The organism is Pseudomonas plecoglossicida NBRC 103162 = DSM 15088 (assembly GCF_000730665.1).
GTDB lineage: Bacteria > Pseudomonadota > Gammaproteobacteria > Pseudomonadales > Pseudomonadaceae > Aquipseudomonas > Aquipseudomonas plecoglossicida.
The window spans coordinates 1-21,305 of record NZ_BBIV01000042.1; the positions used below are offsets into that span (position 1 = coordinate 1).

The 21,305-nt window shown below is 63.5% G+C and carries 16 protein-coding genes and 2 pseudogenes; 7 read left to right on the forward strand and 11 right to left on the reverse strand.

Annotated features, from left to right (window positions below; all coding sequences use genetic code 11):
* A partial coding sequence (locus tag PPL01S_RS19980; RefSeq protein WP_042156540.1) for a sensor domain-containing diguanylate cyclase occupies positions 1 to 2,366 on the reverse strand: 2,366 nt, incomplete at its 3' end.
* Between the two features lie 93 nt (positions 2,367 to 2,459).
* Entirely contained in the window at positions 2,460 to 4,652 is a 2,193-nt protein-coding gene (gene rlmKL, locus PPL01S_RS19985; RefSeq protein WP_028626030.1) for a bifunctional 23S rRNA (guanine(2069)-N(7))-methyltransferase RlmK/23S rRNA (guanine(2445)-N(2))-methyltransferase RlmL, read from the reverse strand.
* 564 nt (positions 4,653 to 5,216) lie between these two features.
* Between rlmKL and rmf the strand changes: the two genes are divergently transcribed.
* The gene (rmf, locus tag PPL01S_RS24780) at positions 5,217 to 5,432 is read left to right on the forward strand and encodes a ribosome modulation factor (RefSeq protein ID WP_003248687.1); all 216 of its coding nucleotides are present in this window, start codon (positions 5,217 to 5,219) and stop codon (positions 5,430 to 5,432) included.
* Positions 5,433 to 5,531: 99 nt separating this feature from the next.
* On the opposite strand, the gene PPL01S_RS19990 is transcribed toward rmf, so the two are convergent.
* Positions 5,532 to 6,557 carry a quinone-dependent dihydroorotate dehydrogenase gene (locus PPL01S_RS19990; RefSeq protein ID WP_016393041.1) on the reverse strand — a complete coding sequence of 342 codons (1,026 nt, stop codon included), beginning with the start codon at positions 6,555 to 6,557 and terminating at the stop codon, positions 5,532 to 5,534.
* Positions 6,558 to 6,683: 126 nt separating this feature from the next.
* On the opposite strand from PPL01S_RS19990, the gene PPL01S_RS19995 reads away from it, so the two are divergent.
* From PPL01S_RS19995 to cobA, 5 genes and pseudogenes are all read left to right on the forward strand, one after another.
* Positions 6,684 to 7,886 (forward strand): CmpA/NrtA family ABC transporter substrate-binding protein, encoded by a 1,203-nt coding sequence (locus PPL01S_RS19995; protein ID WP_016393040.1) that lies wholly within the window; start codon positions 6,684 to 6,686, stop codon positions 7,884 to 7,886.
* A 12-nt stretch (positions 7,887 to 7,898) separates the two neighbouring features.
* Positions 7,899 to 8,470 (forward strand): annotated as a pseudogene (locus tag PPL01S_RS20000) (ANTAR domain-containing response regulator).
* 176 nt (positions 8,471 to 8,646) lie between these two features.
* Positions 8,647 to 9,858, forward strand: a complete 1,212-nt coding sequence (locus PPL01S_RS20005; RefSeq protein WP_028626031.1) for a nitrate/nitrite transporter — start codon at positions 8,647 to 8,649, stop codon at positions 9,856 to 9,858.
* 9 nt (positions 9,859 to 9,867) lie between these two features.
* Positions 9,868 to 11,075, forward strand: a pseudogene (locus PPL01S_RS26070) (bifunctional protein-serine/threonine kinase/phosphatase).
* A 27-nt stretch (positions 11,076 to 11,102) separates the two neighbouring features.
* Positions 11,103 to 11,843 (forward strand): uroporphyrinogen-III C-methyltransferase, encoded by a 741-nt coding sequence (gene cobA / locus PPL01S_RS20015; protein WP_016393037.1) that lies wholly within the window; start codon positions 11,103 to 11,105, stop codon positions 11,841 to 11,843.
* A 112-nt stretch (positions 11,844 to 11,955) separates the two neighbouring features.
* Here the strand turns inward: cobA and PPL01S_RS20020 are convergent, their stop codons facing one another.
* The 8 genes from PPL01S_RS20020 to ppsA form a co-directional block, all read right to left on the reverse strand.
* Positions 11,956 to 12,993 (reverse strand): OmpA family protein, encoded by a 1,038-nt coding sequence (locus PPL01S_RS20020; protein ID WP_016393036.1) that lies wholly within the window; start codon positions 12,991 to 12,993, stop codon positions 11,956 to 11,958.
* 110 nt (positions 12,994 to 13,103) lie between these two features.
* Positions 13,104 to 13,670, reverse strand: coding sequence for an RNA polymerase sigma factor SigX (gene sigX / locus PPL01S_RS20025; RefSeq protein ID WP_033743735.1), 567 nt, complete (start codon positions 13,668 to 13,670; stop codon positions 13,104 to 13,106).
* A 113-nt stretch (positions 13,671 to 13,783) separates the two neighbouring features.
* Positions 13,784 to 14,608, reverse strand: coding sequence for a mechanosensitive ion channel family protein (locus PPL01S_RS20030; protein WP_016393035.1), 825 nt, complete (start codon positions 14,606 to 14,608; stop codon positions 13,784 to 13,786).
* Between the two features lie 2 nt (positions 14,609 to 14,610).
* The gene (locus PPL01S_RS20035) at positions 14,611 to 14,862 is read right to left on the reverse strand and encodes a hypothetical protein (protein WP_016393034.1); all 252 of its coding nucleotides are present in this window, start codon (positions 14,860 to 14,862) and stop codon (positions 14,611 to 14,613) included.
* 142 nt (positions 14,863 to 15,004) lie between these two features.
* Positions 15,005 to 16,000 carry a divalent cation transporter CmaX gene (gene cmaX, locus PPL01S_RS20040; protein ID WP_016393033.1) on the reverse strand — a complete coding sequence of 332 codons (996 nt, stop codon included), beginning with the start codon at positions 15,998 to 16,000 and terminating at the stop codon, positions 15,005 to 15,007.
* 27 nt (positions 16,001 to 16,027) lie between these two features.
* Entirely contained in the window at positions 16,028 to 16,519 is a 492-nt protein-coding gene (gene rraA / locus PPL01S_RS20045; RefSeq protein ID WP_016393032.1) for a ribonuclease E activity regulator RraA, read from the reverse strand.
* Positions 16,520 to 16,650: 131 nt separating this feature from the next.
* A complete protein-coding gene (locus PPL01S_RS20050) occupies positions 16,651 to 17,643 on the reverse strand; it encodes an alpha/beta fold hydrolase (RefSeq protein WP_028626033.1) in 993 nt (330 codons plus the stop codon).
* A 92-nt stretch (positions 17,644 to 17,735) separates the two neighbouring features.
* Positions 17,736 to 20,111, reverse strand: a complete 2,376-nt coding sequence (gene ppsA / locus PPL01S_RS20055) for a phosphoenolpyruvate synthase (RefSeq protein ID WP_016393031.1) — start codon at positions 20,109 to 20,111, stop codon at positions 17,736 to 17,738.
* A 177-nt stretch (positions 20,112 to 20,288) separates the two neighbouring features.
* Between ppsA and ppsR the strand changes: the two genes are divergently transcribed.
* Positions 20,289 to 21,107 (forward strand): posphoenolpyruvate synthetase regulatory kinase/phosphorylase PpsR, encoded by an 819-nt coding sequence (gene ppsR / locus PPL01S_RS20060; protein ID WP_016393030.1) that lies wholly within the window; start codon positions 20,289 to 20,291, stop codon positions 21,105 to 21,107.
* Positions 21,108 to 21,305: the final 198 nt, after the last annotated feature.

Genomic DNA, 21,305 nt, shown 5'->3' on the forward strand with positions numbered 1-21,305 from the left:
TTCGCCGCATACACCCCTGCGTCCGCCCGCAACAGCAAGGCGTCGGCGCCCTCCCCCGGCCGCCACCCCGCCACGCCAAAACTCGCCGTCACCTTGCCCACGCCCTCGACCGGCACGCTGCGCACGCCCTGCCACAATTCCATGGCCAACACCTGCGCCTGCTCGGCATTGCTGCCCGGGCACAACACCATGAATTCTTCACCGCCCAGCCGACAGAACACATCGGTACGCCGCAACCGCTGGCCAATGCGCTGGCACAGACTGCGCAGCACCAGGTCACCGACCGCATGGCCAAACTGATCGTTGATGCGCTTGAAGTGATCGATATCGAGCATGATCACCGCCAGGTCCTGGTCCTCGCGCTGGGCGCGCTCCAGTTCGATCTTCAGCCGTTCCTGGAAATAGCGACGGTTGTGAATGCCGGTGAGCGCGTCAGTCACCGACAGGGTCCGCAACTCTTCCTCCACCCCCTTGAGATCGGAGATGTCGGTCAGGTAGCCATGCCACAGCGTGCAGCCCTCTTCACCGATTTCCGGCGTCGCCTCGCCGCGCACCCAGCGCAACCCCGCACGCGGCAGGCACACGCGATATTCCTCGCGCCATGCCGTGAGGTGTTCGGCCGAATAGCGGACCGAGCGGCGCACACGCTCCAGGTCATCGGGATGAATACGTTCGAACACGGCCGTGGCGTCTTCGCTCAGCAATTGCAGGTCGACCTCGTAGATATCGAACAGCCCTTCGCTGGCGTATGGGAAGCAGGAGTGGCCATCGGCATCCAGCCGGTACTGATAGATGCCTCCCGGTACCTCCGCACTGAGCTTTTCCAGCAACCGGTCACGTAATGCCAGCGCTTCATGCACACGGCGCCGCTCGGTGACATCGATGCAGATCGCCAGGTAGCCGACCCACAGCCCTTGCTCGTCGAGCACCGCGGTGACCAGCATGTTGGCCAGCAGGTGGCTGCCATCCTTGCGCACCAGGGTCCACTCGCTGGGCTCGGCACCACCCTCCTGCAGGGTATCGGCGAACATGGCCTGGCCGCCGGCAATGTGGCGACCGTAGCGCAGGCTCAAGACATGGGCGCGCTGGTCGAGCTCCTCCGGCAACACCAGATTCTCCAGCCGAAGCCGCCCGACCGCCTCGACAGCCGAGTAGCCCAACATGCGCTCGGCACCGGCATTGAAGGTGCTGACGACGCCTCTGAGGCTGGTGGCGATGATCGCTACCTGGGTGGCGGCGTCGAGCACGCTGCGCAGCTGATTGTGGGTTTCGCGCAGCGACTGCTCGCTGACACGCAACTCGGCCGTGCGCTGCTCGACCACCGTCAAGGCCCGCTGCCGTTGACTGAAAAGGCTGTAGAGCAAGGCGCTGAGCAGCAGACTCAGCAAGCCACCAAGAAACCCCACCGCCAGTGCTGCTGAGGAGCGATTGCCCTGCATGAAGACCTGGCTCGGCCGGATATCGAGCTGGAAGTGGTGATCGGCCAGGTGCAGCAATTGACTGCTGTCCAGCGCCAAGGGGGCTGGCGGGTTCTGCGAATCGAACAACAGTTCGCCGCCATCGCGCCCGCTCGGGTCGATGATGCGAACCACCAGGTTGTCCTCGCGGGTCGTCGGCAGGCCATCGCTGACCAGTTGGCCCAGGTTGAGCAATGCCATCACGTAACCGGCGGGGACGCCCTGGGGCTCACCATAGGGTTCCTTGTCGGCGAACACCGGCGCCACCATCAACAGCCCACGGCTGTAGCCGTCGGCGACGTTGATCATGTCCAGTGGCTCGGACACCGCCATGCTGCCGGGCGCCACGGCGCGCTGCAGGGTCTGCTCGCGCGCCGGCTGGCTGAGCAGGTCCAACCCGTAGGGTTGCCCTTGCCGACGAGTGGCCTGGGTATAAAGCACCGGAAAGTAATGATCGCGAGGTGGCGCCGCCTGCCAGTTGCCGTAGCCATCCACGACACGGATTTCATAGGGTTGCCCCAGCCTGGCACTGGCCTGACGCTCGAATTCACGCCGCTGCGCATGTTCGACACGCGGCGCCCAGGAGTAGGCCTGGGTGCGACGCAACAAGGGCCGGGCAAAGCCTTCGAATTCGCGCGGGGTGATCTCGTTGGAGTAACTGAAGAAACGCCGCAAGGCATCGAGGCGCTGTTCTTGCTCGTCGAAGCGCTCGGCGATTCGGCTAAAGCGCTCGTTGGCCAGCAGCTCGAAGCGCTGGCGCAGTTGCTGCTTGTAGAACGCCTGTGTGGCCAATGCCAGGCCAGCCGACAGCAAGCCGCCGGCCACCAACGCCACCAGGGCCACCGCCCAGGCAGCCATCGCCTCGCTGCACAGGCCCAGCACCTTCGCACGCACGCCATACTTCGACATAGATCGTTCTCATCACGTCAGCGTCCTGCGATTGTCTGGCCCTATGCTGAGTTATAGCTATTGGCCATTAGCTATGCAATACGGCGTGTCGTTTCAGCGCAATTGCAGGCGCCAGGCCCGGTGAATGCGGCTGTTACGGGCAAAATCCGGGTCCAGGGTCTGGGCGCTGATTTCTTCCACCACATACCGCGTGCTCAGGTGCTCGTCGAGCTGGAACTTGCGGAAGTTGTTGGAGAAATACAGCACGCCACCCGGCGCCAGGCGTGCCATGGCCAGGTCAAGCAGTTGCACGTGGTCGCGCTGTACGTCGAACACCCCTTCCATGCGCTTGGAGTTGGAGAAGGTCGGCGGGTCGATGAAGATCAGTTCATAGCTGTCGCGATTGCCTTCCAGCCAGGCCATGACATCGCTCTGCTCCAGCCGGTTGCGTTCGGAGAAGCCGTTCAGCGCCAGGTTGCGACGCGCCCAGTCCAGGTAGGTCTTCGACAGGTCGACGCTGGTGGTGCTGCGCGCGCCACCCTTGGCGGCATGCACGGAGGCCGTGGCGGTGTAGCAGAACAGGTTGAGGAAGCGCTTGCCCTCGGCTTCGCGCTGGATGCGCATGCGCATCGGGCGATGGTCGAGGAACAGGCCGGTATCGAGGTAGTCGGTGAGGTTGACCAGCAGCTTGACCCCACCTTCCTTGACCTCCTGGAAACGCCCCTCGGTGGCCTGGCGCTCATACTGGCGGGTGCCGCTCTGCCGCTCGCGGCGCTTGAGCACCACGCGCTGTGGGTCGATGCCCAGCGCCTGGGGAATCGCCGCCAGGGCGTCGAGCAGGCGTGCCTGGGCCTTTTCCGGGTCGACCGAACGCGGTGCTGCATACTCCTGCACATGCACCCAATCCTGGTAGAGGTCGACCGCCAGTGCGTACTCGGGCATGTCGGCATCGTACAGGCGATAGCAGTCGATCTGTTCGCGACGGGCCCACTTGCCCAGCTGCTTGAGGTTCTTCTGCAGGCGGTTGGCGAACATCTGGGCACCTTCGGACAGGCGTGCCGGCTCGCTGGCCACCGCGACCGGTCGGCGACCAACGCCATTGTCGGCCTGGACCTCGCGGCGCTCGCCGGTGACGAACTGATCCGGCTGCACCTTGAACAGCAGCAGCTTGCACGGCAGCGCACCGTTCCAGAAAGCGTATTGCTTGTGGCTACGGATGCCCATGCGCTTGCCCAGCTCCGGCGCGCCGGTGAACACCGCCGCTTCCCAGCCCATGCACGCCTGGCGCAGACGCTCGCCGAAGTTCTGGTAGAGGTACAGCAAGCTGGCTTCGTCGCCCAAGCGCTCGCCGTAAGGCGGGTTGCTGATGACCAGGCCTTTCTGGTTCTGGTCCGGACGCGGCTCGAAGCTGGCGACTTCACCCTGGTAGATCTTGATCCAGTCACCCAGACCTGCGCGTTCGACGTTGTTGCGCCCCGGCTGGATCAACCGCGGGTCGGCTTCGTAGCCGCGAATCCACAGCGGCGGCTTGGCCAGGCCGGCCTGGGCACGGGCCTGGGCCTCTTCATGGACCTTGCGCCAGGTGGCTGGCACATGGCCGAGCCAGGCGCTGAAACCCCAACGCTCGCGCTTGAGGTTGGGCGCGATGTCGGCGGCGATCATCGCCGCTTCGACGAGGAAGGTGCCGACACCGCACATCGGGTCGGCCAATGCACCGCCCTCGGCGGCGATACGCGGCCAGCCCGCGCGGATCAGCACGGCCGCAGCCAGGTTTTCCTTCAGCGGCGCGGCGCCCTGCTGCAAGCGGTAGCCGCGCTGGTGCAGGCTGTGGCCGGACAGGTCAAGGGACAGGATCGCCTCGCCGCGGTCCAGGCGCAGGTGCACCCGCACGTCCGGGTCGACCTTTTCCACCGACGGGCGCAAGCCCTCGCGGTTGCGCAGTTTGTCGACGATCGCATCCTTGACCTTCAGTGCGCCGAAGTGCGTGTTGTCGATGCCCGAACCATGGCCGCTGAACTCCACAGCCAAGGTGCCATCGGCCGCCAGGTGATCGGCCCAGTCGAGCGCATGCACACCGTCGTACAGGTCGTCGGCATTCTTCATGGCGAAGCGCTTGAGCACCAGCAACACGCGGTTGGCCAGACGCGACCAGAGGCACAGGCGGTAGGCGGTTTCCATATCGGCGGTGCCGCGGATGGCCGAGGTGTGCTCACGCACTTCGTCCAGGCCGAGGCCCTTGGCCTCTTCGGCAAGCAGGCCTTCAAGGCCTTTGGGGCAGGTGAGGTAGAGTTCGAAACGGTCCGACATGAGTATTCCAGCGCCTTTGGCTATTTGACTGACGAAGCGACGCATCGCTTTGCCGATGTTTTCCCGAACGCCCTTTCAGCAAGCGTTCGGGTGGCCTGGCCCGCTGCATTGCTGCAGCAGGTCGGCCGGGCCGCCTGATCGATCTGCCGCTCGCCGGCTGGCAAAAACAGCTTAGATCATCAGGCAGTACGAATAATTTCCGGCGATGTGGGAGTCGCTGTGACCCTTCGTCGCATTACAAGATACTTCTGTCATCATCGCGCCACGCTGGCGAAATGACGTCAATGATCAGCAAACCCCGATCATAGCGGGCTCAAGGCCAAACAAGGTTGAGTCGCATTTATTTACTTATGGCCTCACCCTTGGAAACGTTACGTCCTTATGACAAATCGATCATTCCCACCGTGACCTGCATTCGTTAGAACTGGTCTCAGGCCGCTTCGCAACGTAGCGGCACCTTCAGCCCGCCACGCCGGCAGCGGGCGCATAAACCGGCAGAAAGACTCTGCCCGGCCTCGGAGAGGCCGACGGGACATTACAGTCAACAAGTGAGGGCAACACCCTATGAGAAGACTTAAGCGTGATCCGTTGGAAAGAGCATATTCACGTGGCTACCAATATGGGGTCACCGGCAAATCCCGCGAACTTTGCCCCTTCAATCTTCCTTCTGTTCGCCAAGCCTGGATCAACGGCTGGCGTGAAGGTCGCGGTGATAACTGGGACGGAATGACTGGCACCGCTGGCATCCATAGACTCAACGAAAATCACGCCGTTGGCTGATCGAGGACACTGAATTCGAGTTACCATGCACGCCCTATCCGGGCGGCGGGCTTCGGCCCAGGGGCCCCTTGATGGGGCCCTTTTTTATGCCTGTGTCTCTTACACCCGCGGCATGGCGGCAATGGCATCCACCGCTTCGCGGATCAACGCCGGCCCTTTGTAGATGAAGCCCGAGTAGATCTGCACCAGGCTGGCCCCTGCAGCTATCTTCTGTGCTGCATGCTGCCCTTCGGTGATGCCGCCAGCGGCGATGATCGGCATCTTGCCCGCCAGTTCACCGGCCAGCACCTTGACGATGTGGGTGCTCTTCTCCAGCACTGGCGCACCCGACAGGCCGCCCGCTTCGCCACCGTAGGGCAAGCTTTCGACACCTTCACGGCCCATCGTGGTGTTAGTGGCGATCACCGCATCCATGCCTGATTCCACAAGCGTTGCCGCCACCAGCGCGGTTTCTTCATCGCTCATGTCTGGCGCGATCTTGATCGCCAGCGGCACACGCTTGCCGTGCTCGGCGGCCAGCTGCTCGCGGCGCTCGGCCAGCGCATCGAGCAGTTGCTTGAGCGAATCGCCGAACTGAAGGCTGCGCAGGCCCGGGGTGTTTGGCGAGCTGATGTTGACAGTGATGTAGCTGGCCTCGGTATACACCTTGTTCAGGCAGATCAGGTAATCGTCGACCGCTCGCTCGACGGGGGTATCGAAGTTCTTGCCGATGTTGATGCCCAGCACACCGTCATAGCGCGCCGCACGCACCCGTTGCAGCAGGTGATCGACGCCCAGGTTGTTGAAGCCCATGCGGTTGATGATCGCTGTCGCTTCCGGCAGGCGGAACAGGCGCGGCTTGGGGTTGCCCGGTTGCGGACGCGGCGTCACGGTGCCGATCTCGACGAAACCGAAGCCCAACTGAGCGAAGCCGTCGATGGCCGCACCATTCTTGTCCAGACCCGCGGCCAGGCCCACCGGGTTGGCGAAGTTCAGCCCCATGACCGTCACCGGCAACGCCGCGGGCTGCTTGCACAACACGCCGTTGAGCCCAAGACGGCCACCGGCGCCGATCAGGTCCAGGGACAGGTCATGGGAGGTTTCCGGGGAAAGCTTGAACAGCAGCTGGCGGGCCAGGGTATACATGGGCGGGCAAGACTCGGGGTGAGTGAGGGGGCGATTATAGCCAGCACGCGCTCGCCATGACAGGGCCTTGGCACATGTGTTGCTGCATCGCTTGCACACTGCCTGTTCGTAGCACCGAGGATCTTCGTGAATACATCAGCCCTGGCCTGGGTCAACGGCAGCGACGCGCCGGAAAAACCCAGCCTCGACATCGGCTTCATGGCCCTGACCGACTGTGCCTCGGTGGTGGTTGCCGCCACCCAGGGCTTCGCCCAGCAATACGGCCTGACCTTGAACCTCAAGCGCCAGGGTTCCTGGGCTGGCCTGCGCGACAAGCTGGCCAGTGGCGAACTGGATGCTGCCCATTGCCTGTATGGCCTGGTCTACGCCGTGCACCTGGGCATCGGCGGCGTACCGGCCAGCGACATGGCCGTGCTCATGGGCCTGAACCAGAATGCCCAGGCGCTCAACCTCTCCCCGGCCCTGCAACGCAAAGGCGTGACCAGCCCTGAGGCACTGGCGCGCCTGGTGCACCAGCATGGCGCACGCCTGACCTTCGCCCAGACCTTCCCTACCGGCACACATGCCATGTGGCTGTACTACTGGCTGGCCAGCCAAGGGATCCACCCGTTGCACGATGTCGACAGCGTGGTGGTTCCGCCAGCGCAGATGGCCGCGCATATCCAGGCAGGCCGCATCGACGGTTTCTGCGTTGGCGAGCCGTGGGCCGCCGCTGCGGTAGCTCACGACCAGGGCTTCACCTTGGCTACCAGCCAGTCGATCTGGCCCGATCATCCAGAGAAGGTACTGGCCTGCACACGCAGTTTCGTCGAGCACTACCCCAACTGCGCCCGCACACTGGTCAAGGCAATCCTCGCCGCCAGCCGCTTCATCGAGCAGAGCCAGGAGAACCGCCGCAGCACGGCGCAGTTGCTGGCCGACCGCAGTTACCTGGACACACCGGTGGAAAACATCGAGCCGCGCCTGCTTGGCGCCTATCAGGACGGGCTGGGCAACCAATGGCAGGACCCGCACCCCCTGCGCCTGTTCGACCAGGGCCGCGCCAACCTGCCGTACCTGTCCGACGGCATGTGGTTCATGACCCAGTTCCGCCGCTGGGGCTTGCTGCGCGACGACCCCGATTACCTCGGCGTGGCCCGCCAGGTCCAGCAGCTGGCACTGTACCGCGATGCCGCCGAAGCCCTCGGCGTCGCCTGCCCTGCAGTGCCCATGCGCAGCAGCCTGCTGATCGACGGCATCCGCTGGGACGGCAGCGACCCCCATGGCTATGCCCGCAGCTTCCGCCTGCACGCCTTGGGCGATGCGGCCGATTCCCGTGTCGGTTGGTGAGGGCCGCCCAGCATGTTGCGCATCCTGTTGATCGACGACACCCAGAAGAAGCTCGGCCGCCTCAAGGCAGCATTGGGCGAAGCCGGCTTCGAGGTGATCGAAGCGCCACTCCTGACCATCGACCTGCCTGCGTCGAAACGGTGCGACCAGACGTTGTGCTGATCGATACCGAGTCACCCGACCGCGATGTGATGGAACATGTGGTCATGGTCAGCCGCGACCAACCACGCCCTATCGTGCTGTTCACCGACGAACATGATCCCGCGGTGATGCGTCAGGCGATCCAGTCGGGTGTCAGCGCGTACATCGTCGAAGGCATTCATGCCGCCAGGCTGCGCCCGATACTCGATGTCGCCATGGCCCGCTTCGAAAGCGACCAGGCCCTCAAGGCCCAGCTGCTCGCCCGCGACCAGCAACTGGCCGAGCGCAAGCGCATCGAGCAGGCCAAGGGGCTGCTGATGAACATGAAGGACTGCAACGAAGAGCAGGCCTACACCCTGATGCGCTGCCAGGCCATGAGCCGTCAACAGAAGTTGATCCAGGTGGCCGAACAGATCATCGCCATGCACGAGATGCTTGGCTAGGCGATAGGGCCCGTACAGACGAAGGAGTTGGCCCATCTCTTGCTGAACAAAAAGCACCGGTAGCCAACGGCGGTTGCCCCACGTAATCCCGACAAAGACGTCGCTCTCCCCTCCACGCCAGTGGACCGGGTAGCGGCGTCTTTTTGTTTCCGTTGCATTGCCGAGTGAGGTGTTCGATGAGTACCAGCTTCTGGAAATCCGGGCATGCGCCCACGCTGTTCGCCGCATTCCTGTACTTCGACCTGAGCTTCATGGTCTGGTACCTGCTTGGCCCGCTGGCGGTGCAGATTGCCGCCGACCTGCAACTGAGCACCCAGCAACGCGGCCTGATGGTGGCCACGCCGATTCTTGCAGGTGGCGTACTGCGCTTCATCATGGGCCTGCTGGTGGATCGCCTCTCTCCAAAGACCGCCGGGCTGATCGGCCAGGTCATCGTCATCGTCGCCCTGGCTGGCGCCTGGCACCTGGGCGTGCACAGCTATGAACAAGCACTGCTGCTCGGCGTCTTCCTGGGCGTCGCTGGCGCCTCGTTCGCCGTGTCCCTGCCGCTCGCCTCGCAGTGGTATCCGCCTCAGCACCAGGGCAAGGCGATGGGCATCGCCGGCGCGGGCAACTCTGGCACGGTCTTCGCTGCCCTGCTGGCCCCCGTGCTGGCCGCAAGCTTCGGCTGGAACAACGTGTTCGGCCTTGCCGTGATTCCGCTGTTGCTGACCCTGGCGCTGTTCGCCCTGCTCGCGCGCAATGCCCCGCAGCGGCCCAAGCCCAAGGCCATGGTCGACTACCTCAAGGCCCTGGGTGACCGGGACAGCTGGTGGTTCATGTTCTTCTACAGCGTCACCTTCGGCGGCTTCATCGGCCTGGCCAGCGCCCTGCCCGGCTACTTCAGCGACCAGTATGGCCTGAGCCCGGTCACCGCTGGCTACTACACGGCTGCCTGCGTCTTCGCCGGCAGCCTGATGCGCCCGCTGGGCGGCGCCCTGGCCGACCGCTTCGGCGGCATTCGCACCCTGCTGGGGATGTATGGGGTGGCGGCCATCTGCATCGCCGCAGTCGGCTTCAACCTGCCCAGCGCCACCGCCGCCCTGGCGCTGTTCGTCAGTGCCATGCTGGGCCTGGGGGCCGGTAACGGCGCGGTATTCCAGCTGGTACCACAGCGGTTTCGTCAGCAGATCGGAGTGATGACCGGGCTGATCGGCATGGCCGGCGGCATCGGTGGCTTCCTGCTTGCAGCAGGCCTGGGCACCATCAAGCAGCACACCGGCGACTATCAGATGGGCCTGTGGTTGTTCGCCAGCCTCGGCCTGCTGGCCTGGTTCGGCCTGCACGGGGTCAAGCAGCGCTGGCGCACCACTTGGGGCTCCGCTGCCGTGACCGCAGCACGGGTCTGAGGCACATCGATGAACCTGCAGCTGAGTTTCGCCCAGGCCAGTGCCACCGGGCCACGCAACGAGAACCAGGACGCCCTGCGCCTGGTGACCCCGGCGCCCGAACTCGCCGCCAGCAAGGGCTACCTGTTCGCACTGGCCGACGGCGTCAGCCAGTGCTCCGACGGCGGCCTGGCGGCACGCGCCAGCCTCCAGGCGCTGGCCATGGACTACTACGCAACGCCCGGCACATGGGGCGTGGCGCAAGCCCTGGACCGCCTGTTGCTGGCACAGAATCGCTGGCTGCGCGCCCAGGGCAGCCAACCGCTGCTGACCACGCTCAGCGCCCTGGTGCTGCGCGGGCGCCGCTTCACCCTCGCCCATGTCGGCGACTGCCGCGCCTACCGCTGGCACGACGGCCGCCTGCAGTGCCTGAGCGAAGACCATGTCTGGGATCAGCCCGGCATGCAGCACGTGCTCAAGCGTGCGCTGGGCCTGGACCAGCACTTGCTGGTCGATTACCTGGACGGCGAGCTGCAGGCGGGCGAGTGCAGCGCCAGCACCTTTACTACGTGATGCGCGAACACAGCGGCCACACCCTCGCCGCACAGCTTGCCGAACAAGGGCCCTTGCCCCTGCCCCAATGGCTGGAAGTGGCGCGCCAGCTGCTGCAGGCCGTCGGCGTGCTGCACCGGCGCAACCTGCTGCACCGCGACATCAAGCCCGACAACCTGCACCTGGGCGAAGACGGGCAGTTGCGCTTGCTGGACTTCGGCCTGGTGTATTGCCCGGGCTTGTCCGCCGAGCCACTGCACACACTGCCCGGCACGCCTTCGTACCTCGCGCCTGAGGCCTTCGAGGTCCTGCCGCCAAGCCCGCGCCAGGACCTCTATGCGGCGGGCGTCACGCTCTATCACCTGCTGACCGGGCATTACCCGTATGGAGAAATCGAAGCATTCCAGCGCCCGCGCTTCGGCCAGCCGGTGAATGCCTCGCGCTACCGCCCCGACCTGCCGGAATGGCTGCAACACAACCTGCAACAAGCCGTGGCAGCCGACCCGGCACAACGCTTCGAAACCGCCGAGCAGTGGCTGCTGTTGCTCGAACGCGGCGACCGCCAGACGCTTGCCAACCCGCCTCTGCCACTGCTCGAGCGTGAGCCGTTGAAGGTCTGGCGCACCCTGGCGCTGCTGTCGCTATTACTCAACCTGATGCTGTTGTTCTGCCTGCTCAAGGGCTGAGCATCGCTTGCCGATGAGGTAACCCTGATGAACGAGAAAGTCTGGCTGGTAGGTGCCGGCCCTGGCGACCCTGAACTGCTGACACTGAAGGCGGTGCGCGCTTTGCACCAGACGCACGTGGTGATGATCGACGACCTGGTCAACCCTGCGGTACTGGAGCATTGCCCGCAAGCCCGGGTGATCGCCGTGGGCAAGCGTGGCGGCTGTCGCTCCACGCCCCAGGCGTTCATCCAGCGCCTGATGCTGCGCCATGCCCGGCAAGGGCGCCGCGTGGTGCGGCTCAAGGGTGGCGACCCGTGCATCTTTGGCCGCGGGGGTGAAGAGGCTGCCTGGCTGCGGCGGCATGGCATCGAAGCGGAAGTGGTCAACGGCATCACCGCCGGGCTGGCCGGGGCGACACAGTGCGGGATCTCGCTGACCTCGCGGGGCGTCAGTCGCGGGGTGACCCTGGTCACCGCACACACCCAGGACGACAGTGAGCTGAATTGGGCTGCGCTGGCGCAGGGCGGCACCACGCTGGTGGTGTACATGGGCGTGGCACGCCTGGCACAGATCCACCAAGGGTTGCTGGAGGGCGGCATGGCTGCGGGGACGCCGGTGGCAATGATCGAGAATGCCTCGCTGGCCGAGCAACGTGAATGCAGGAGTGATATGCAGGGGATGCTGGAGGATGCCCAGGCGTTTGGGCTGCGCAGCCCGGCGATACTGGTGATCGGCGAGGTGGTTGGGGAGCGATCGGTGCTTGAGGGGTTGGCTGCTGCCGGATGATGCTGCGACTGCTCAGGCGCTATCGCCGGCAAGCCGGCGATAGCGCCCCAGCAAATCGCAGGCAAAGAAAAACCCGGCCTAGGCCGGGTTTTTCATTGAAGCTTCAGGCCAATTACTTGGACTGGGCTTCTACCTGAGCTTCAACGCGACGGTTGATAGCGCGGCCTTCTTCGGTGGCGTTGTCGGCAACCGGACGAGTTTCGCCGTAGCCAACCGAGTCAACACGGCTGGATTCTACGCCGTACTGCTGGGTCAGGACCTGCTTCACAGCGTTGGCACGACGCTCGGACAGCTTCTGGTTGTAAGCGTCTGGGCCGACGGAGTCAGTGTGACCTTCAACCACGGTGGTGGTCTGTGGGTACTGCTTCATGAAGTCAGCCAGGTTCTTGATGTCGCCGTAGCTGTTTTCTTTGACTTTCGACTTGTCGAAGTCGAACTTGACGTCCAGCTCGACGCGAACGACTTCAGCAACAGCCGGGCAGCCGTCGGCGTCAACGGTGACGTTGGCCGGGGTATCAGGGCACTTGTCGACGTTGTCGCAAACGCCGTCGTTGTCGCTGTCGGAGCAGACTTCAGCAACTGGAGCCGGAGCAGCTTCAACCTTGCCACCGCTGCCACCGAAGTTCAGACCGACACCAACGGACGGACCCCACTCGGTGTTGCCGTTGTCGATGTTGTACATGGCTTCAACGCCGGCACGGGCGAAGAACATGTCGGTGATGTACCACTTGGCGCCAGCGCCAACGTTGGCGAAGGTGGAGTGGTCACGGCCGCTACGAGTGGCCTGACCCAGGCTCTCGTGAGCGAAACCAGCGGAAACGTACGGACGCAGAGCATCGCCGACGGTACCGAAGTGGTAGGTAGCGTCCAGCTTGGCCTTGGAACCTTTGATGTCTTTGTTGAAGACTTCGCCACGAGCGTTGTGAGTCTCGTTGTAGCCCAGGTCCAGGGAAACGTCGTCAGTCAGGAAGTAACCGAGGCGAACACCAGGATTGGTGCCGTCGTTCTTGAAGTTACGCTCGCTGTCGTAGTACTGCTTGGTAACGTTGCCTTCGATCTCGACTGCGCCTTGGCCTTGAGCCAGAACGCCGAACGAAGTAGCGGCTACGAGCGAGCCAATGGCCAAGCCCAAGGTGTTTTTCAATTTCATCCGTTAAATCCCCATCTGGTGATAGTTAAGCAGTCCCACCAACATCCGGGGGACAACTCGACGGCAAGTCTAGCAGAACTTGCCGGTTGGTTAGAGATATTTACAAGGGACTAAGTTTCATCCAGGCCTGCAAATTTCTCTCTAAGCTTGTCTAGCGCGCGCTTGTAGCGCATTTTCGTGGCACTCAGGCCCATGTGCATGATATCGGCGATTTCCTGAAATTCCAGTTCTGCGACAAATCGAAGCACCAGAATTTCCCGGTCAATCGGGTTCACATGCACCAGCCACTTGTCCAGCCCGCCCTTTTCTTCCGGTTTCGGAGCCTTGTCTTCGGAGGCCTCTTCAACAGGGTCGAGACTCAGGGCATCCATCAACCGGCGTTTACGACGCTCCTTGCGGTACTGGGTAATGCACTCGTTGTAGGTGATGCTGTAGAGCCAGGTCTTGAACTTGGACTTGCCCTCGAAATTCTTCAGCCCGTACAACACCTTCAGCATCACTTCCTGACAGACATCGTCGGCATCCCGGTCGTTCCCCAGGTAACGCGCACAGACGCTGAACAGGGTCCGCTGGTAGCGCCGCATGAGCTCCTCATAGGCGCGGGTAACGTGATACAGCTCCTCATGCGAACGCGCCACCAACTCCTCGTCGGTGAGCTCGCGGGGGTCGTAACGCATGGGCGGCGAATGAACTTTATTCAAAACGGATCTGGCCGACAGTCAGGTCAATGTCGCCGCAAAGCCCCACGGGCCGATTTTTGCGGCGGCATACATTAACAGCTTTTGTGCGGTTAGCGGCTATTGACACGCTGCTCGAGCAGCACGCGGTTGGCCAGCGACACCATTTCGCCATCATCGGTCATCAGCGTCGTCTTCACCGTGCCGATTTCCTCGATCTGCCCTTCGACCTCTCCAATCCGCACCTGCTGGCCGACCTGGTAAAGCTCGCGAACGTAAATTCCCGCCAGGATCTGCCCGGCAATTTCGCGGCTGCCGAGGCCCATCGCCAGGGCAACGGCCAGACCAACGGTAATCAATCCAATGACGATCACGTGGTTGAGCAGGTCGGTCTTGACCTCGAGCTGGCTGATGGCCACCGAGATCGCGATGATGATCACCAGGCCCTGGGTGATGCGGCCAAGACCCGCCGAATATTCAAGGCCGATGCCTTCGGCAGCGCCGCGCACCAGGCCATTGGCAACCTGTGCCAGCAATACGCCCGCCAGCACCACCAGCGCCGCGCCGAACACCTTGGGCAGGTACAGGGCGAGCATGTCGAGGGTCGCCGAGACACGCTCGAGGCCGAGCGATTCAGCGGCCGACACCAGGAAGATCAGCAGCACGAACCAGTAGACGATCTTGCCGATCAGGGTCGAGATCGGCACCTGGATGCCGCCCCGGCCGAGCATCTTGGTCAAGCCGGTGCCAGCCATGAGGCGGTCCAGCCCGAACTTGGCGAGCAGCTTCGACAGCAGCGTATCGAGCAGCTTGGCCACCACGAAACCGAGCAGCACCACCACCAGCGCGCCGAACAGGTTGGGGATGAAGTTCGCTACCTTGGTCCAAAGTGCGGTCATCGCGGTGACCAGGCTCTGTGTCCAGAGATCGAGTTCCATATTCAATCGGCCTTATCAGCTTTGCTGCCGCGGGCAGCGTTACGACGTACGGGCGCAACATGCGCCGAGCCATTGTTCACGGCGATCAGCAGCGCCTGGCTCCAGCGGCCAAGCAGGCTGAACAGATCACCCGCGCCAACCTGCCGGTTGGCGGTTTTCAGCACGCGACCCAGGCAGGCGGCGTCATCCCGGTCTTCGCCGGAGGGTGACGCCTTGAGCAGGTCACGCAAGGATTCTTCAAACGGATCGTGCATGGGCACCTCGCGCAGTATCAGTCAGAGACGAGGGCGCTGGGCGATGGGTCACACATCGCTTCGGTACGTGTGTTTCAAAATGAACGGTGCTTGCCTGTTGGGGCCTCATCGCCCGCAAGCCGGCGATGAAGCCCCTGCAAGATCAGACCCATCGCAACCGCCGGAACAGCCACCACTGCCCCACCGCCAGGCCAAGCACGACGGCGCAGGCGAACAGGAAGCCATAAGGATTCTCCGCCCCCGGAATGCCGCCCACATTGATCCCCAGCAACCCGGTGATGAAGCTCATGGGCAGGAAAATGCAGGTGATGATGCCGAAGCGGTACATGGTCCGGTTCATCCGCTCGCTGCGCCGACGGTCCTCGCTCTCCAGCACCAGCGCGGCCCGCTCGCGGGTCAGTTCGAGCTCTTCGAGGTAGCGGATCAGGCTATTGTTCAATTCGTTCCAGTAGTCGGCGTCCGCCTCGGCAAACCAGCTCCACTTGCTGCGTGACAGCTGCGCGTAGATCTCTCGCTGCGGCGCCAGAAAACGCCTGAGGCCGGCGGCGCGGCGGCGAATCTGCTGCAGGCTGCCCTGCTCGGGAGTATACCGTTCGTCGGATTCGACCTTTTCTTCTTCCAGGTCGACCAGCTCGGACAGGTCGCTGACCAGTCCCTGAACTTTCTCGGTGAGCAACTCGCCCATCAGCAGCAACAGCTCGGAGGCCGATTTCGGCCCCCTGCCCTCGTCGAGTTGCTGGAGCACCTCGTCGCTGGCGCGCAACGGCCGCAAACGCAGGGAAATGACCCGCTGCGCCTCGGCGAAGATGCGCACCGACACCATGTCTTCGGGCTCGGCGCCCGGGTTGAGGTTGACCCCGCGCAGGAACACCAGCAACTGCTCAACCGCCAAGGGCAGCAGGCGTGGCCGGGTGTTCTCTTCGAGCAGCAGGTCGCAGGCGAACTCGCTCAGGCCGCTGTCATGCAACAGCCAGGTGCGGGTCTGCGGATGGCTGCGATCCCAATGCAGCCACAGGCTTTCCTGTGGCTGCAGTTGCAGGCTGTCCAGATCGGTCCGGGCGATCGAGCGCGCGCCGCCTCTACCATCGAGCACCAGGGCATGCACCAGCCCCCACTGCGCGTTGTCTTCCTCGAACATCAAAGCTCCATCAGCGCGGGGGGCGCATCACTCCGGCATTTTCAGCGGGCTTGGCGAGACGATCACGCCGTTGTTGTCGGCATACACGTATTCGCCCGGGCGGAAGGTCACACCGGCAAAGGTCACGGCCACGTCGAGATCGCCGATGCCACGCTTGTCGGTCTTCATCGGATGACTGGCCAAGGCCTGCACGCCGACATCGGTCTGGATCAACACGTCCACATCACGCACGCAGCCGTAGATCACCAGGCCTTCCCAACCGTTCTTGGCGGCCTTTTCGGCCAACATGTCACCGAGCAGGGCACGACGCAGCGAACCGCCACCGTCGACCACCAGCACCTTGCCCTTGCCGTCGAGTTCGACCTGCTCCTTGACCCGCGAGTTGTCCTCGAAACACTTGATGGTGACGATCTGACCACCGAACGAATCGCGACCACCGAAATTGCTGAACATCGGTTCCAGCACCTGGACCAGGTCCGGGTAGGCGTCGCACAGGTCGGGCGTTACGTAATGCTGCATGGGAAGCTCCTGTCAGTCACAACGAAAGCGGATGTCGGACAAGGCTACACCGGGGAGGCTGTTGCAGTCATCCGGGACTGGGCAGTCAGTTGTGCATTGCCGGCGATGAGGCCAGGTCAGACAACCGAAAATCAGTTGGCTGGTACAGGTTGCGCAACCACCGTGGACGCATGCACTGGCAGCAGGGGCGCCCGCAACCAGCGCTCCACCAGCGGCCAGACCTGTGCCTGCGCCGCCTTGCTCACCAGCATGTCGACATGCCCGAACGCCTCGAAGCCCTCCTCACGCCCCAGCCGCAGGAACTGCTTGCGCTCGCCACCGAGCTGGTCGAACAGCTTGCGGCAGGCCCAGACCGGGTCCTGGAAATCGCCTGCACCGGCGACTGCCAGTAGCGGCACATCCACATCGGCCAGCCCCGCCCACCAGTCACTGTCCTTGTCACCGAAGCGACCAAACAGGCCATGCCAGCGCATGCTCTCAAGGGCCAGGCCGATCGGTTCGTCCTCGGGCCCGCGTTTGAAGCGCGGACCGGAAATCTGCCCCCAGCGCTTGAGCACAAGCTTCGCCCCCCAGGTCAACGGCGGCACTTTCAACGGCCAGTAGACCCGACTGATCTGGGTACCGAAAAACGCAGCGCTGGCGACCTGCTCGGCCCTCAGGAAACCGCCGCCGAGCGCCGCCGCCAGGGTGATGCCACCCAGCGAATGGCCAACCCAGTGCGGCGCCTGGCCGGCCTGTTCCTGAACGAAGGCCGCGATCAGCGGCAAATCGTCACGGGCATAGTCAGCCACCCGGTTGTGCGACCAGTTGCGGTTGCGCGGCGACAGGCCGTGGCCACGCATCTCCGGGATCCACACATCGAACCCGGCTCGCGCCAGGTAGGCGCCCAGGCCGATGCCCTTGGGCGAATACCAGAACCGCCGGTTGGAAAAACTGCCGTGCAGGAGAATGACCGGCACGCCCTGGGCACGGCCCTGGTCGGCCAGGCCCAGGCGGGTCACCGCGATTTCGACGCTGGGGTCAGGGCTGTTGCCGGCCTTGATCCGGTACACGTCTTCGCTGAGGTCGCCGCGCCGCTCGGCACTGAGCAACGCGACGGGAAATAGAGTGCTGCTGCTTTGCATAGGTTGCTTGATGCACAAAAAAAGGGCGGGATCCATTGCTGGAACTCGCCCTGGATAAAACCAGGCGGGGGCACGCCCCCGCATTCACCGCATCAGGCCGCGCCCTGGCCCTCGGCCAGGAAGAACCAGGTCTCGAGTACCGAGTCCGGGTTCAGCGATACGCTTTCGATGCCTTGTTCCATCAGCCACTTGGCCAGGTCCGGGTGGTCCGAAGGGCCCTGGCCGCAGATGCCGATGTACTTGCCAGCCTTGTTGCACGCGGCAATGGCGTTGGCCAGCAGCTTCTTCACGGCCGGGTTACGCTCGTCGAACAGGTGAGCGATGATCCCCGAATCGCGGTCCAGGCCCAGGGTCAGCTGGGTCAGGTCGTTGGAGCCGATGGAGAAGCCATCGAAGTACTCGAGGAACTCTTCGGCGAGGATGGCGTTGGACGGCAGTTCGCACATCATGATCACACGCAGGCCGTTGTCGCCGCGGGCCAGGCCGTTCTCGGCAAGCAGGTCGACGACTTGGCTGGCTTCGCCCAGGGTGCGCACGAACGGCACCATGATCTCGACGTTGGTCAGGCCCATCTCGTTGCGCACGCGCTTGAGCGCACGGCATTCGAGCTCGAAGCAGTCACGGAACGACTCGCTGATGTAACGCGAGGCGCCGCGGAAGCCCAGCATCGGGTTCTCTTCTTCCGGCTCGTACAGCTTGCCGCCGATCAGGTTGGCGTACTCGTTGGACTTGAAGTCCGACAGGCGCACGATGACCTTTTTCGGGTAGAAGGCTGCAGCCAGGGTACTGATACCCTCGACCAGCTTCTCGACGTAGAAACCGACCGGGTCGTTGTAGCCGGCGATGCGCTTGTCGACGCTTTCCTTCAGCTCGGCAGGCAGGCCTGCGTAGTTCAACAGCGCCTTGGGATGCACGCCGATCATGCGGTTGATGATGAACTCCAGGCGCGCCAGGCCGACACCGGCGTTGGGCAACTGGGCGAAGTCGAAGGCGCGGTCCGGGTTGCCGACGTTCATCATGATCTTAAACGGCAGCTCCGGCATGGCATCGACCGAGTTCTGCTTGATGTCGAAGCCCAGTTGGCCTTCGAAGATGAAGCCGGTATCGCCCTCGGCGCAGGAAACGGTAACGCCCTGGCCATCCTTCAGGAGTTGCGTGGCATTGCCGCAACCGACCACTGCCGGGATACCCAGTTCACGGGCGATGATCGCCGCGTGGCAGGTACGCCCGCCGCGGTTGGTGACGATGGCGCTGGCGCGCTTCATCACCGGTTCCCAGTCCGGGTCGGTCATGTCGGAAACCAGCACGTCGCCCGGCTGCACCTTGTCCATCTCGGACACATCGTTGATCACGCGGACCTTGCCGGCGCCGATGCGCTGGCCGATGGCACGGCCTTCGACCAGTACGGTGCCCTTTTCCTTGAGCAGGTAGCGCTCCATGACATTGGCGCTGGCGCGGCTCTTCACCGTTTCAGGACGCGCCTGGACGATGTACAGCTTGCCGTCGTCACCGTCCTTGGCCCACTCGATGTCCATCGGGCGCTGGTAGTGCTGCTCGATGATCATGGCCTGCTTGGCCAGCTCGTTGACTTCCTCGTCGCTCAGGCAGAAGCGCGCACGTTCGGCACGGTCGACCTCGACGGTCTTGACCGAACGGCCGGCCTTGGCTTCGTCGCCATAGACCATCTTGATTGCCTTGCTGCCCAGGTTGCGGCGCAGGATGGCCGGGCGGCCGGCCTGCAGGGTCTGCTTGTGGACATAGAATTCGTCAGGGTTGACCGCACCCTGCACCACGGTTTCGCCCAGGCCGTAGGCGCCGGTGATGAACACCACGTCGCGGAAGCCCGACTCGGTGTCGAGGGTGAACATCACGCCGGCGGTGCCGGTTTCCGAGCGGACCATGCGCTGAACGCCGGCGGACAGGGCCACCAGCTTGTGATCGAAGCCCTGGTGCACGCGGTAGGCGATGGCACGGTCGTTGAACAGCGAGGCGAACACTTCCTTGGCCGCGCGGATGACGTTGTCGACGCCGCGGATGTTGAGGAAGGTTTCCTGCTGGCCGGCGAACGAAGCGTCCGGCAGGTCTTCGGCGGTGGCCGAGGAGCGCACGGCCACGGCCATGTTGTCGTTGCCCTGGGACATCGCCGCGAAGGCGGTGCGGATTTCTGCATCCAGGCGCGTCGGGAACTCGGCCTCCATGACCCACTGACGGATCTGCGCGCCGGTCTTTGCCAGGGCGTTGACGTCGTCCACGTCCAGCGCGTCGAGCGCGGCATGGATGCGGTCGTTCAGGCCACTCTGGTCGAGGAAGTCGCGGTACGCCTGAGCCGTAGTGGCAAAGCCGCCCGGCACCGAAACGCCAGCACCTGCGAGGTTGCTGATCATCTCGCCCAGGGATGCGTTCTTGCCCCCCACATGCTCCACATCATGGACGCCGAGCTTATCGAGGGAAACTACGTACTCTACCAAGGTGATCTCTCCACTAACTGTATTGGAAAAGCTCAAGGGCGCCCGCCTGTCTGCGTTGACTTGGCCGGACGCTTGTGGCCTGTACCTGGAAAATAAGTGAGAATGCCGACAGCCGCGTTCGGCAAACCGAACTTATCATATCCAAGAATCGTCATCAGCTTAAGGCCCAGATCGCAAATGAAACGAACCGCGTTCTTCATCTCCGACGGCACCGGCATCACCGCCGAAACCCTGGGCCAAAGCCTTCTCGCGCAATTCGAAAGCATTCCGTTCAATAAATTCACCCGTCCGTACATCGATACGCCCGACAAGGCGCGCACCATGGTGCAGCAGATCAACGCCGCCGCAGAGCGCGATGGCATGCGGCCGATCATCTTCGACACCATCGTCAACCAGGACATCCGCGAGATCCTGGCCACGTCGAACGGCTTCATGATCGACATCTTTTCGACGTTTTTATCCCCGCTGGAGCAGGAATTGACTGCCCATTCGTCGTATTCCGTCGGCAAATCGCACTCGATCGGCGGCAATTCCAACTACATGGAACGCATCGAGGCAGTGAACTTCGCCCTGGACAACGACGACGGCGCGCGCACCCACTACTACGACAAGGCCGACCTGATCCTGGTGGGCGTATCGCGCTGCGGCAAGACCCCCACCTGCCTGTACATGGCCATGCAGTTCGGTATCCGCGCCGCCAACTACCCGCTGACCGAAGAAGACATGGAGCGCCTGCAGTTGCCGGCGGTGCTGAAGAAGCACCAGAACAAGCTGTTCGGCCTGACCATCGACCCGGACCGCCTGACTGCCATCCGCCATGAGCGCAAGCCCAACAGCCGCTATTCGAGCTTTGCCCAGTGCGAGTTCGAGGTGCGCGAGGTAGAGAACCTGTTCCGCCGGGAGAACATTCCCAACATCAACTCCACGCATTTTTCGGTGGAGGAGATTTCGGCGAAGATTCTCGTGGAGAAAGGGGTGGAGCGGCGGTTCAAGTAAGTGCTCGCCAGCAGGAATAATGCGTCTGTGAGACCGAGCGCCGCCCACGCGGCGCATCGCGAGCTGTGCTCGCTCCTACGTTTGTTTCGGGCGAGTAACACCTGTGACAGGCGCGCGCGACCGCCTGGTTTGTACGACGCGATATCGAGGTGTACGCCAAGGCGTTCGCGCGCAAATCCCACAGGAAGAATTGGGCCG

Excerpts from the sequence above, each read along its gene's own strand:
- rlmKL (WP_028626030.1), bottom strand. The coding sequence starts at position 4,652 with ATGTCGGACCGTTTCGAACTCTACCTCACCTGCCCCAAAGGCCTTGAA.
- rmf (WP_003248687.1), top strand. The coding sequence starts at position 5,217 with ATGAGAAGACTTAAGCGTGATCCGTTGGAAAGAGCATATTCACGTGGC.
- PPL01S_RS19990 (WP_016393041.1), bottom strand. The coding sequence starts at position 6,557 with ATGTATACCCTGGCCCGCCAGCTGCTGTTCAAGCTTTCCCCGGAAACC.
- PPL01S_RS20005 (WP_028626031.1), top strand. The coding sequence starts at position 8,647 with ATGAGTACCAGCTTCTGGAAATCCGGGCATGCGCCCACGCTGTTCGCC.
- cobA (WP_016393037.1), top strand. The coding sequence starts at position 11,103 with ATGAACGAGAAAGTCTGGCTGGTAGGTGCCGGCCCTGGCGACCCTGAA.
- PPL01S_RS20020 (WP_016393036.1), bottom strand. The coding sequence starts at position 12,993 with ATGAAATTGAAAAACACCTTGGGCTTGGCCATTGGCTCGCTCGTAGCC.
- sigX (WP_033743735.1), bottom strand. The coding sequence starts at position 13,670 with ATGCGTTACGACCCCCGCGAGCTCACCGACGAGGAGTTGGTGGCGCGT.
- PPL01S_RS20030 (WP_016393035.1), bottom strand. The coding sequence starts at position 14,608 with ATGGAACTCGATCTCTGGACACAGAGCCTGGTCACCGCGATGACCGCA.
- PPL01S_RS20035 (WP_016393034.1), bottom strand. The coding sequence starts at position 14,862 with ATGCACGATCCGTTTGAAGAATCCTTGCGTGACCTGCTCAAGGCGTCA.
- cmaX (WP_016393033.1), bottom strand. The coding sequence starts at position 16,000 with ATGTTCGAGGAAGACAACGCGCAGTGGGGGCTGGTGCATGCCCTGGTG.
- rraA (WP_016393032.1), bottom strand. The coding sequence starts at position 16,519 with ATGCAGCATTACGTAACGCCCGACCTGTGCGACGCCTACCCGGACCTG.
- PPL01S_RS20050 (WP_028626033.1), bottom strand. The coding sequence starts at position 17,643 with ATGCAAAGCAGCAGCACTCTATTTCCCGTCGCGTTGCTCAGTGCCGAG.
- ppsR (WP_016393030.1), top strand. The coding sequence starts at position 20,289 with ATGAAACGAACCGCGTTCTTCATCTCCGACGGCACCGGCATCACCGCC.